We start from the raw sequence: 12076 nt of genomic DNA on the forward strand, positions 1-12076 counted from the left end.
GTCGCGCTTGTCCCGCCGATCAGCCGATTGGATGTCGGCGCCGGGGCCGGGACAACGCCATGCGCAAACATAGAGCGCAGCTGAAATCTCTTCAGACGCGATGCGGCTTCTGCACCGCGTCCGAAGCCACGGTAGCCGCATGCCCAAGACTGGCGACCGCTTGCCTGACGCGCTGCAGATGCGCCTGGCGCCCGGCCGCCGAGACGGTATCCATCCGGTAGAGCGCCAGGAATTTGGTCGAGCACAGCGGATGGCAGACGGAGCGGAAGCCGCGCAGCAGGGTTCGCCGGCCGGGCTGCCCCATGATCCACGTCATCAGCGGCGTCGCGCCGCATGTGGTCATCACCATCACCCGGCGTATGTGCCGCAGTTTCGGCCGTGGGCCGCGCTGCGCCGTCGGCATGTCGAAGGCGAAGCCCGGCACCAGCACCCGCTCCAGCCAGCCCTTGAGCATGGCCGGCAGCCCGTACCACCAGGTCGGGTAGATGAAGATCACCGTCTCCGCCCACAGCAGTTCCTGCGCCCGGTCGATGACCGGTTCGAGGTTGCCTGCCTTGTCGCCATAGCCGCGCCACTCGTCGGCGCGCATGACCGGATCGAAGCCGGTCGCGTAGAGGTCGAGGAGGTGAATCGCGTGGCCCCTTTCGGCAAGTGCCTCCAGCACCGTGTCGCGCACGGCGCCGTTGAAGCTGTCTGTGCAGGGATGGCAATAGACGACGAGGACTTTCATGCTGAGCTCTGCGGCTTGTGGTGATCTTCCACGGCGCCTGCCGTGTCGAAATATTCGCGCCACGACAGGATGCGCCCGTCGCTGTCGAGATCGATGACTATGGCGTCCTCGGTCGCGCTGCGGGCGCCGTCGCGCCGCCGCGTCACTTCCCACAGCCATTCCAGCGCGATCCGCCTGCCGTCGGCGGAGGCAAAGGCGGTGGTGATGGTGACGCTGAGATCGCCATAGTCGCGATAAAAATCGGCGATGGCGCGCGCCAGCCTATGGTAGGGAATCCGGTTGCCGGGCGCCGTCAGCACCCCGTCTGGATGCCAGTCGGCGACGGCCATCGAAAAGTCGCCGGATTTCCACGCGTCCGCCTGCCGTTCGAGCATGGCAAGCGTGGCGGCATCGCAATGGATCCTGGCATCGGGGGCCGTAATAGTCGCCGCCACTATGCTCACAGCACCGAACCTCCAAATCCGAACAGCAGCCGGCCGGCCAACGCCGCGGCAAAGACGGCGAAGCAGGCGCCGATCGCCAGGATTTCGCCGGCCGACAGTTTTTCACGCGAGGGATGCAGGCTGGTGCGGTCGGCCGAGCCGCTGAACGCCTTCGCCTGCAGCGCGATTTCCATGAGCTGGGCCTTGGTCAGCGAGATCATGATCAGCGGCACCAGCATGTGGCCGAGCGCGATCAGCTTGCGCAGCATGCCGATGCCGTCGATGTCGATGCCGCGCAGGCGCTGCGCCTCCTTGATCCCTTCCAATTCCTGGAACAGCAGCGGCACGAAACGGAACGTCGTCGAAAACAGGAAGGCGATGCGGTAAGGCACGCCGATGCGCACCAGTCCGAGCACGATGTCGTTGGGCTGGCTGGTCATGAACACCAGCTGAAACGCCAGCATCGGGATCAGCACGCGGCAGCACACAACCAGGCCGAACAGCAAGCCTTCGCCATAGAAGATGTTCAGCGAGCCGAACAGCGGCACGCCGGGCGGCACGGTGAAGACCGGCGTCTTGCCGAACGGGCTCCAAAGCCCTTGGATCACCGTGATCAACACCAGCGCCGGCAACACGATCAGAACCAGCTTGCGGATGGTGGCGGCGGTGACACCGGCGGAAACCATCAGCCCGACGATCAAAGCGAGAAAGGTTGCCTGCAGCACAATGCTGTTCCAGACGAAGATCAGCGAGCTTGCCAGGAGAAGCAGCGCGAACTTCATCCGCATGTCGGCCCGGGCGAAAATGGTCTCGGCCGGCAAAAGCTGGATGGCGTAGCTGACCATCTAGGCGACCTCCAGCCGGGGGCCGAGCATTGCCGCCAGATCGTCTGGGCCAAGCGGACGGGCGACGCCAAGGGCGGGCACATGCCCGGCGAAGCGCACCGTCTGCGGCGGCACGAGGCCGGCGGCTTCCATCGCCGAATTGTCGTAGAAGACGTCCCGCAGCGCGCCATTACCGACGATCCTGCCGCCATCCATGACGACGAGGCGGTCGACATAGCCCGGCAGCAGATAGAGGTGATGGGTGATGAGCACCACCGTCTTGCCCATCCGGTTCAGGGTCCGCAGCATGTCGAGTATGGCCAGCGATCCGCGCCAGTCCTGGCCGGTGGTCGGTTCGTCGAAGATCAGTATCTCAGGTTCGAGCGCCAGCACGGCGGCGATGACGACGCGCAGCCGGTCGCCGCGGCTGAGCGACATCGGATGCTGGTCGGCGGCGCGGGCAAGGTCCATCGCCGCAAGCGAGCGGCTGACGGCGGCATCGATATCGGCTTTCGGCCGCTTCATCATCGACAATGCGAAGCCGACTTCCTTGGCGACGGTATCGCAGAAGACCTGCGCATGCGCATTTTGCGAGACATAGCCGATGCGCTGCGCAAGCTCGCTGACCTTGAGCGTCGAGATGTCGTCGCCGGCCACGCGCGCCGTGCCCGCGGACGGCGAAAGCAGATTCAGGAAATGCCGCACCAGCGTGGATTTGCCGCTGCCGTTGCGGCCGACAATGCCGAGGAATTCGCCATTGGCGACCGTCAGATCGACGCCGCGCAGCGCCTGCGTGCCATCGGGATAGATGTGGGTCAGCCCCTCGACCGCCAGCGCGACCCCGGCCTTGGAGATGTCGCGCCGCGTATCCATCGGGGCGCCGGCCGACAACGAGACGGCAGGTGGATGCGCCTTGATGGCCGCTTCCGCCGCGCCGAGCGTCACCGGCAGGACGGGCGGTTTGCGACGGCCAGGCGCGCTCGACCCATCACCGACGAGCACTTCGAAGCTGCGCACGATGTCGGGCGGCCGCACGCGATGCTCGGCCAGCATCTTCGTCGCGGCAAAGACGGTCTCGGGCCGCCCCTCGGCCGCCACCTTGCCATCGGAAATGAGCAGGACGCGGTCGGCGATTTCGGCCAACTCCTCGCTGGCGTGGCTGGCTATGACGACCGTCAGGCCGTTCTCGCGGTTCAATTTCAGCAGGATGGCGAAGACTTCCGCCGACGCGACGGGGTCGAGCTGCGAGGTCGGTTCGTCGAGCACGATGATGTCGGACGACAGCGCCAGCGCCGCGGCAATCGACAGCCGCTGCTTCTGGCCGCCCGACAGGTTGGCCGGGTGCCGGGTTTCCTGCCCGGCGAGGCCGACCGCCTTCAGCGCCTCGCCGACGCGCCGGGCGATTTCAGGCGTCGGCACTTTGAGGTTCTCCAGCGCGAAGGCCACCTCGCCTTCCACCGTGGTCGCGGTGATCTGCGTTTCGGGGTCCTCGAACACCATGCCGACGATTTCCGCCAGCCGGCTTGTCGGCGTCTCGATGGCGTCGAGGCCGGCGATATGGACGCCGCCATAGAATTCGCCGCCGAAGAATTGCGGCACGATCCCGTTCAACGCCAGGCAGAATGTCGTCTTGCCGGCCCCGGTCGGGCCGATCACGCCGACGATCTCGCCGCGGCCGATTGTCAGGCTGACCGTGTCCAGCGCCGGTCGATCGGCACCGGAATAGCGGTAGCTGACATTGTCGAAGCTTATGAGCGGCCCTTTGGGCCGTTCATCCCGGAGGATGGGTGAATGCCCATCCTCCCCCGGCACTGTGTTGGCCTGCGCCATCAGTAACCCGCCAGCTTCGCCTTTGCGATGGGAGACCGGCGAATGGCGGCGATGAGCGCGAAGGCGACCAGGGCGCCGACGGCGGTAAAGACGACGCGCTCGGCGAAGATGATGAAGATCAGCGGTGGCCACACTTCGGCCGGCCACGGATTGGTGGCGAAGGACGGTACCCAGTTGAGCTGGATACCCGCCGTCGAGCCGAAGAAGAACACGACGAAATAAGCCCAATAGAGCGACAGGCTCGCCGTGCCGTTGCGGATCTGGTCGATCGCCCGGTTCCTGATCTGCGGAATGGCGATGAGGATCAGCGCCACGTCTACCGTGAAGACATTGCTCAGCCACAGCCAGAAGCCGATGCCGAAGGACAGCGACTGCCAGAGGTAGATCAGGTTCGCGGCCAGCGTGATGACCCAGGGCACATACCAGAGCGAGCGGTTTGGTGCATCAAGACGGAACACGGTCGGCCGCGTCAAGGCCTGCTCCCCTCTGTCGATTTTTTGCCACCCGATGTAAGCGCCATGGCGTTCCCCGAGCAGCAGCACGCAAAGCTAACCGTATACTCGTATACGAGAATCCACATATCCACACAAACGGCTTTCTGCTAGGCAAGGCCGGCGTGACATAGGCCGGCCCTGCATCGGTCCGCGTGACATGGAGGCATCGATTGCGTGGTCTCGGCGAAGGCTTGGTGCAGAAACCGCTGACGGTGGCGGAACAGGTGGCGAATGTGCTGCGCGAATCGATCGCCGACGGCAGCCTGGCGGCGGGCACGCCGCTGCGCCAGGACGACCTTGCCGAGCGCTTCGGCTTCAGCCGCATGCCGGTCCGCGACGCGCTGCGCCAGCTCGAAGCCGAGGGCATCGTTTCGATCCATCCGACCAAGGGCGCGCATGTCGCCAGGATGGACGCGACCGAGATCAGGGAGATCTTCGCCGTCCGCGAACTGCTTGAGAGCGAAGCACTGCGGCTCTCGGTCCCGAACCTTACCAGGGAGAAGCTCGACGAGGCCGGCCATGTGCTCAACCAGATCGACGCCGAGCCGAATGTCGGCCGCTGGGGCACGCTGAACCGCATCTTTCATCTGGCGCTCTACAGCGCCTGCGGCAACGCCCGCCTGCTCGGCCTGATCGAAGCCCATCACAATGCCGCCGACCGCTACGTCCGCATTCTCCTGTCGAGCCTCAACTATCGCAGCCAATCGCAGGAGGAGCACCGCGACCTGTTGACGACCTGCCGCCACCGCGATGCCGCGGCGGCCGTCCGCGTCCTGCGCAAGCATCTCGGCGACGGCATGGCAACGCTCGCCCAGGCCGGGCCGACGAGAAAGCCCTGATCTTTTAGCCGGAACGACGCAAGACCATGACGCCTCGAGCGAACACAGGCCGGCCACGCCGCGAAGCCGCCTCTCAAGGGGCAAGCCCGCCGGGAGTGAGCCTTTGCCGGGCGCTGTCGAAGCTCGGCCTGTGCTCGCGCAGGCAGGCGGAAGTTCTGGTCGCCGAAGGACGCGTCAAGGTCGCGGGCAAGGTCGTGCGCAACGGCTCGATGCGCGTCGATCCCGGCCGGGACCGCATCGAGGTCGACGACAAGCGCGTCGTCGCCGAACGCAAGGTCTATCTGATGCTCAACAAGCCGCGCGGCCTGGTCACCACCCGCGACGACCCGCAGGATCGCGGCACCGTCTATGACTGCCTGGCCGGACTCGACCTGCCTTTCGTCTCGCCGGTCGGCCGCCTCGACAAGGCCAGCGAAGGCCTGCTCCTGATGACCAACGACACCCGCTTTGCCCAGCGCCTGCTCGACCCCACCTCGCACGTCGCCAAGATCTATCACGTGCAGATCGCCGCCCTGCCCGACGCGGCTATGCTGGCGCGGCTGCGCGCCGGCGTGACGGTCTATGGCGAGCAGCTGACCGCACGGTCGATCGAAATCCTGCGCAGCGGCACCAGCACCGCCTGGCTGGAAATCACCCTCGACGAAGGCCGCAACCGCCACATCCGCCGCATGCTGGACGCCTGTGACATCGAGGTGCTCCGCCTGGTGCGGGTGGCGATCGACCGATTGCAGCTCGGCGACCTCGCCAAGGGCAAGGCCCGCCATCTCACCGCGGAAGAACGGGCGATGTTTCAGGCGTGAACGAAGACGCATCGGCATCGAAGCGACCAAAAGCGGTCGGCACATGTATTTTGGCGGCCGGCAAGAGCGGCATCGCCGGACGGGCAGGCCAATCGCTTCAGGTTTGCGCTGCCCCTCACCTGCCTGCCGGCATCATCGACGGTTTCACCAATTATCAGCGCAGCAAAGAGGGGGACCAGCGTTGCGGCCAGCTTCCTTCTCCCCGTCACTATACGGGGAGAAGTGCCCGGTCCACCCTCCGCAGCTGCAGCGCAGCTGCTGCGGAGGACGGGCAGGGCGATGAGGGGCGGCGCCGACTTCGACAGCTGGCTCCCTTAACACGAAGCTTCCCGTCGCCTTACGCAGTCCCATCCGAAGTCTATGACGACCTTCACTTCGCGTCGTGGAAGATGATGCCGACGGTGTGGCGCATGCCGGAGCGAAGCCGGCTGACGCCGTGGCGGAGATTGACCCGGTAGCTGCCCTTGGTTCCCTGGACCGGACGATTGTGGACCGCGAAGGCGACCGCATCGCCTTGCCTGAGCGGCACCACCTCGGCCCGGCTCTGCATGCGCGGGCGCTGCTCTGTCAGCACGAACTCGCCGCCGGTGAAATCCTTTCCCGGCTCCGAAAGCAGGATCGCAACCTGCAGCGGAAAGGCAAGATCGCCGTAGAGATCCTGGTGCAGGCAGTTGAAGTCGCCGGGGACATATTGCAGCAGCAGCGGCGTCGGCCGCGTCTGGCCCTGCTCGTGGCACTGATCGAGGAACGCGCCATGCTCGGCCGGGTAGCGCTGGGCGATGCCCATGCGTTCGTTCCAGTCGTTGGCGACCGCGGCAAGGCGCGGATAGAGCGCGCCGCGAAAAGCCCCGATCAGGTCGGGCAAGGGATAGCGGAAATAGCGATACTCGCCCTTACCGAAGCCATGCCGCGCCATGTGGACATGGCTGCGGAAATGGCCCTCCTGCGCATAGAGCCCCGCGATCTGCCGGCATTCTTCCGGCGTCAGCAGCTTTTCCGTCACCGCGCAGCCATAGTTGCTCAGTTCGCCGGCCAGCATTTCCCAATCATATCCGGCGACACGCGCTTCCGCCGATCGGACCGCGGCTTTCGAACCTATCGAATGGATGGTCATGGCTTTGCCTCCAATGGCTTCCTCTGCCGTCAGAGATGGGTGAAACTGCACGCGCGGACCACCCGTTTCCTGCCAACCGACCGCGCCAAATGCGGGCTCACAAGCTCAAGCACCGGTGGCGCCGTTTTCGGGCGCCGGCCTGACCGTTCCGCCTCCCGAAGTGGCGAGATAGAGGACGGCGCCGAGCATGATCGTTGCCCCGAGCATCCCGACTGATGATATCCGCTCGTCCAGGAAAAGGGCTGCCCCCAGCGCGCCGAACACGCTTTCGGCGCTGACGATCACCGCCGCGTGGCTGGCCGGGCGGAAACGACGCGACAGCCAGCTCATTGACGCCGTCGAGGCGATCGCTCCGGTCGAATACTCCGGAACGGTCTGGCGCGTCGTGCGCCAGGGCCGCGGTCCGACTCACGGTCTGATCGTGCCCAGCGCGCGATATGACTGCCTGAACGTCGTCGCGTTTTGTGATCGGCTGCCGGCTGGGGCGATAACGAGAAGAACCGATCACGGGGAAATCGACTGGACTTAGCGGCGGGTCCGCCGCCGTCAGGTATGGCCGCCGACCTCGTCTATATGGCGCAACATGTCGTCGGGTCTGCACAGCCGCGGAACGTCCCCGATTGGCGGAGCTTCTCGGTGCCGTAGCCGCCGCTGAACAGGCCGACGGCCAGCAGGACCGTGCGCTGCGTCACCCGCCGCGAAGGGTCATGGATTTCGGCAAAATCCGACCCATATCCTAGATATGGAGCTTTGAGCGTGAAACTCGCGCGTGCGGTTCTGCTTGCCGCGGCTTTCGTGGCTGCCGCGGCCGTTTGTCCCTCTTCCGCCACCGGAGAGGCGAACGGCCGGGAGAAAATTGTGTTGCGCGTCGAGATAGGCGGCGCCATCGGTCCGGCGAGTGCCAGGCAACTCGAGGAAGCGCTGGCAGTGGCCGCGGACCGAAACGTCCAGGCTCTCATCCTGCAGATGGACACGCCCGGCGGGTTGGTCACCAGCATGCGCGAGATGATCGCCGGCATCCTCGCCTCGCCGGTTCCCGTCATCGGCTATGTCGCGCCCGCCGGCGGGCATGCGGCGAGCGCCGGGACCTACATCCTCTACGCCACCCATCTGGCGGCGATGGCGCCCGGCACCAATCTTGGCGCGGCAACGCCGATCGAGATGGGCGGGCCGCTGCCATCGTTTCCCGGCGGCAAGAACGATGGCCCGGAGGCGGACAAGGACAAGAAGAACGCACCGGCGGGCGATGCGATGATAGCCAAGGCGACGAACGATGCCGTTGCCCTGATCCGCAGCCTGGCTGAATTGCGCGGGCGCAATGCCGAATGGGGTGAAAAGGCCGTGCGCGAGGCGGCCAGCCTGTCGGCCGGCGCGGCGCTGCAGGAGCATGTCATCGACTTCGTCGCCCGCGACACCACCGAACTGCTTCAACTGGCCGACGGCCGGACCGTCGAGATCGCCGGCAAAAAGGAGGCATTGGCGACGAAAGGGCTGCCGGTTGAAACGCTCGAGCCAGGTTGGCTCATCCGGCTTCTCGCCGTCATCACGGACCCGAACATCGCCGTCATCCTGATGCTGGTCGGCGTCTATGGTCTCGTCTTCGAGTTCACGAGCCCGGGCGCGGTCGCGCCTGGCGTGATCGGCACGATTAGCCTTCTGCTCGGGCTCTATGCACTCAATCTCCTGCCGATCAGCTATGCCGGCCTTGCCTTGATGCTGCTTGGCATCATCTTCCTGGTCGTCGAAGCCTTTAACCCGACCGTGGTCCTTGGGCTGGGAGGCGTGGCTGCGTTTCTGCTGGGCGCTGCCATGCTGCTCAGGATCGAGGGGCCCGGCTTCGAGATGTCGTGGGCCGTTATCGGCACCGCCGCCGTCCTGACGCTCGGCCTGGCGCTGTTGACCGGCAGCTATCTGTGGGCGGCCCGCAAGAATGTTCCGCGTGTTGGCGCACAGGCCATGCAGGGGCTGCCGGCGGAGGTCCTCGACTGGCAGGGCAGCGAGGGCCACGTGCTCGTCCGGGGCGAGCGCTGGCGGGCAAAAGCCGACGAACCCCTTGCGGTAGGCGACAGCGTCGAGGTGGCCGATGTCAGGGGTCTTGTGCTGAGGATACGGCGCCGCAATGTGAGAAGCGATGGAGCAAGGCAATGATCATCGGTTATGTGGCCTATCTGGCAGCAGCGCTCGTCGTGGTCATGTTCCTATCCGCGGCCATTCGCATCCTGCGGGAATATCAGCGTGGCGTGGTCTTCACGCTCGGCCGCTTCACCGGGGTCAAGGGCCCCGGCCTTATCATCCTCATCCCGTTCGTGCAGCAGATGGTGAAGGTCGACCTGCGAGTGGTGGTCCAGGACGTCCCGCCGCAGGACGTGATCTCGCGCGACAACGTCTCGGTGAAGGTCAACGCGGTGCTGTATTTTCGTATCGTCGACGCCGAGCGGGCGGTGATACAGGTGGAAGACTTCATGACCGCCACCAACCAGCTGGCACAGACCACGTTGCGCTCGGTGCTCGGCAAGCATGAGCTCGATGAAATGCTGGCCGAACGTGACAAGCTCAACAGCGATATCCAGGAGATTCTCGACCAGCGCACCGATGCCTGGGGCATCAAGGTCTCCGATGTCGAGATCAAGCATGTCGACCTCAACGAGAACATGGTCCGCGCCATCGCCAAGCAAGCCGAGGCGGAGCGGCTGCGGCGCGCGAAAGTGATCAATGCCGACGGCGAACAGCAGGCGGCGGCAAAGCTCGTCGAGGCCGGCAAGATGCTGGCCGAAGCACCGCAGGCCATGCAGCTACGCTATTTCGAAGCTCTCCATGACATCGCCGGTGAGCGCTCGTCGACGGTGGTGTTTCCGGTGCCGATGGACCTGCTCGGTCATTTCATCAAGCAGCCGGGTGAGGAGAGGTGAGCGGGTGGAGCTCACCTCCGCCACGGCGGGACCGGCGCAAAGCGTTTGCCGATCCAGTCGGCGAAGGCACGTGTCTTGGCGGCTTGCCCCTTGGCCGAAGGCATGACGACATAGACCGCGCCTTCGTCGGCAAGCGTCCAGTCCTCCAGCACTGGCACCAGCCGGCCGTCGGCGAGCTCGCGTCCGACCAGCCAATCGGTGCTCATCATCAGGCCGACGCCCTGCACGGCGGCTTCGACCAGGACCTCGGCATCATCGGTGACCAGCGGCCCGGAAACCTCGATGGTGACGCGGCGGCCCGTGCTGTCGGTCATCTCCCAGGCCGGAAAGGTCTGGAATCCGGTGAAACCAAGGCAGCTGTGTTCAAGAAGCGCTTCCGGCGCAGCCGGCGTGCCCCGGCGGGCGAGATAGGACGGCGCGGCGCACAGCAGCCGCCGCCGTGTCGCGACCTTGCGCGCCACCAGCCGCGAGTCCTCCAGCGCGCCGAGACGGACAGCGACATCGAAATTCTCGGCAACGAGATCGACGAAACGGTTGGAGAACTCGGCCTCGATTCGGACGTCGGGAAATTGGGCCAGAAATTGCGGCAGCAGCGGGCCGATCCACATGCGTCCGAACGATCCGGGTAGCGCCAGCCGCAGCACGCCGCGCGGCTCGCCGCCGGCATGCGCCGACGCGGCAGCCTCGGCCTCGTCGACCGCGGCCAGGATGGCGCGGACGCGCACGAGGAACTCCGCTCCCGCTTCGGTTAGCGACACGCTTCGCGTCGTCCGGTGCAGCAGCGGCACGCCCAGCCGCTCTTCCAGCGATTGCAGGCGGCGCGACAGGATCGTCGGGTCGCGCCCGATGCGAGCCGCCGCCTTGCTGAAGGAGCGTGCTTCGGCAATCGCCGCGAAGGCTGCCATTTCGGCCAGTGCTGCCGGTTCATGGGATTGCTGCATAAGTCGCAGAACTCAAATGTAAAAGTCAAGGATTATATACCAATAGCGCAGCAGCTAGTTTCACTCAATCCCGGCCCGTCAATCGGCCATCAACCGGAGTGAGACATGAAAGCCATCGAACTGACTGCCCCGAGACTGGACGCGTTTCGCGCGGCCACCGTTCCCACGCCTGACCCGCAGCGCGGCGAAGTGCTGATCCGCCTGCGCGCCGCGAGCCTCAATTTCGTCGATGTCGCGGTGGCGAGCGGCAAATATCCAGGTTCCAGCTTTCCGCTCATTCCCGTCGTCGACGGCGCCGGTGAGATCGTCGGCATCGGCGAGGGCGTGTCGAGGCTCGCCCTCAACGACCGCGTTATCGCCCATGCAAAACCGCGCTGGATCGGCGGCCGTCCGCGACCCTGTGAGATGACCGAGATGCGTGGCGTGACGCTGCCCGGATCGCTCGCCGAATATGTGGCGCTGCCGGCCAACGCCGTCGTGCCGATGCCGGCGAATCTCTCCTTCGAGACGGCGGCGACGCTGCCGATCGCCGCGACCACTGCGTGGAACGCAATGCGCTCGGCCGATGTCGGACCGGGATCGGTCGTCGTCCTGCTTGGCACCGGCGGCGTCAGCATCTTCGCCTTGCAGCTCGCCAAGGCATCCGGCGGCACGGTCATCATCACCTCGTCATCGGACGAAAAGCTGGCGCGCGCAAAGGCCTTGGGCGCCGATCATCTGATCAACTACCGCACGACGCCAGACTGGGATGCGAAGGTGCTCGAACTGACGAACGGCCTCGGCGCCGACCTGATCGTCGAGACCGGCGGATCGGCCACCTTCGCCCGTTCGCTCAACGCCGCGGCCCCCGGCGGTACGGTGTTCGTCATCGGCTTCGTCACCGGCACAGAGGCCACCGCCGACCTTCTTCCGATCATCATCAAGGCGCTCAAGGTGCTGGGCAACAACACCGGATCGGTGTCCGACCTGCGCGACGCCGCGCGCGCCATCGCCGCTGCCCGGATCGAACCGGTCATCGACAAGGTGTTCACCCAAGACCAAGCGGCCGAGGCCTACGCGCATATGGCGGCCGGCGGCCGGCATTTCGGCAAGCTTGCCTTCGCGCTGGAGTGGTGAGCGGGTGGCTTAAGGCTGGAGATTGGCGAAGGCGGATGAGAGCGCAATCTCCCCCTT

The 12076-nt window shown here is 65.7% G+C and carries 13 protein-coding genes; 5 read left to right on the plus strand and 8 right to left on the minus strand.

Annotated features, from left to right (window positions below; translation table 11 throughout):
- Positions 1-91: 91 nt before the first annotated feature.
- The 5 genes from MESS2_RS23725 to MESS2_RS23745 are packed head-to-tail and all read right to left on the minus strand — an operon-like array spanning position 92 to position 4279.
- Positions 92-730: an NAD(P)H-dependent oxidoreductase gene (locus MESS2_RS23725; RefSeq protein ID WP_008877047.1), complete on the minus strand. Its 639-nt coding sequence runs from the start codon at positions 728-730 to the stop codon at positions 92-94.
- Entirely contained in the window at positions 727-1173 is a 447-nt protein-coding gene (locus MESS2_RS23730; RefSeq protein ID WP_244440067.1) for a nuclear transport factor 2 family protein, read from the minus strand. Before MESS2_RS23730 ends, MESS2_RS23725 begins: the two co-directional genes overlap by 4 nt.
- Positions 1170-1997: an energy-coupling factor transporter transmembrane component T family protein gene (locus MESS2_RS23735; protein WP_008877049.1), complete on the minus strand. Its 828-nt coding sequence runs from the start codon at positions 1995-1997 to the stop codon at positions 1170-1172. The genes MESS2_RS23730 and MESS2_RS23735 overlap by 4 nt, the downstream gene beginning before the upstream one ends.
- The gene (locus tag MESS2_RS23740) at positions 1998-3806 is read right to left on the minus strand and encodes an ABC transporter ATP-binding protein (protein ID WP_008877050.1); all 1809 of its coding nucleotides are present in this window, start codon (positions 3804-3806) and stop codon (positions 1998-2000) included.
- Positions 3806-4279 carry a hypothetical protein gene (locus tag MESS2_RS23745; protein ID WP_008877051.1) on the minus strand — a complete coding sequence of 158 codons (474 nt, stop codon included), beginning with the start codon at positions 4277-4279 and terminating at the stop codon, positions 3806-3808. The genes MESS2_RS23740 and MESS2_RS23745 overlap by 1 nt, the downstream gene beginning before the upstream one ends.
- A gap of 191 nt (positions 4280-4470) precedes the next feature.
- On the opposite strand from MESS2_RS23745, the gene MESS2_RS23750 reads away from it, so the two are divergent.
- Positions 4471-5139, plus strand: coding sequence for a GntR family transcriptional regulator (locus tag MESS2_RS23750; protein ID WP_008877052.1), 669 nt, complete (start codon positions 4471-4473; stop codon positions 5137-5139).
- 26 nt (positions 5140-5165) lie between these two features.
- Positions 5166-5939, plus strand: coding sequence for a pseudouridine synthase (locus tag MESS2_RS23755; protein WP_051069158.1), 774 nt, complete (start codon positions 5166-5168; stop codon positions 5937-5939).
- Between the two features lie 370 nt (positions 5940-6309).
- On the opposite strand, the gene MESS2_RS23760 is transcribed toward MESS2_RS23755, so the two are convergent.
- Positions 6310-7053 carry a 2OG-Fe(II) oxygenase gene (locus MESS2_RS23760; protein WP_008877055.1) on the minus strand — a complete coding sequence of 248 codons (744 nt, stop codon included), beginning with the start codon at positions 7051-7053 and terminating at the stop codon, positions 6310-6312.
- 105 nt (positions 7054-7158) lie between these two features.
- On the minus strand, positions 7159-7383 hold the full coding sequence (locus MESS2_RS23765; protein ID WP_008877056.1) for a hypothetical protein: 225 nt from the start codon (positions 7381-7383) through the stop codon (positions 7159-7161).
- Positions 7384-7809: 426 nt separating this feature from the next.
- Here MESS2_RS23765 and MESS2_RS23770 point away from each other — a divergent pair, with 426 nt between their 5' ends.
- Complete coding sequence (locus MESS2_RS23770) at positions 7810-9201, plus strand: NfeD family protein (RefSeq protein ID WP_008877059.1); 1392 nt, start codon at positions 7810-7812, stop codon at positions 9199-9201.
- Positions 9198-9962 (plus strand): slipin family protein, encoded by a 765-nt coding sequence (locus MESS2_RS23775; RefSeq protein WP_008877060.1) that lies wholly within the window; start codon positions 9198-9200, stop codon positions 9960-9962. Before MESS2_RS23770 ends, MESS2_RS23775 begins: the two co-directional genes overlap by 4 nt.
- 11 nt (positions 9963-9973) lie before the next feature.
- Here MESS2_RS23775 and MESS2_RS23780 read toward each other — a convergent pair whose 3' ends face one another.
- Positions 9974-10903, minus strand: a complete 930-nt coding sequence (locus tag MESS2_RS23780) for a LysR family transcriptional regulator (protein WP_008877061.1) — start codon at positions 10901-10903, stop codon at positions 9974-9976.
- Positions 10904-11008: 105 nt separating this feature from the next.
- Here MESS2_RS23780 and MESS2_RS23785 point away from each other — a divergent pair, with 105 nt between their 5' ends.
- Positions 11009-12019, plus strand: a complete 1011-nt coding sequence (locus tag MESS2_RS23785) for a zinc-dependent alcohol dehydrogenase family protein (RefSeq protein WP_008877062.1) — start codon at positions 11009-11011, stop codon at positions 12017-12019.
- The last annotated feature ends 57 nt before the right edge of the window (positions 12020-12076 follow it).

The sequence above is a fragment of the Mesorhizobium metallidurans STM 2683 genome, from assembly GCF_000350085.1.
Lineage (GTDB): Bacteria > Pseudomonadota > Alphaproteobacteria > Rhizobiales > Rhizobiaceae > Mesorhizobium > Mesorhizobium metallidurans.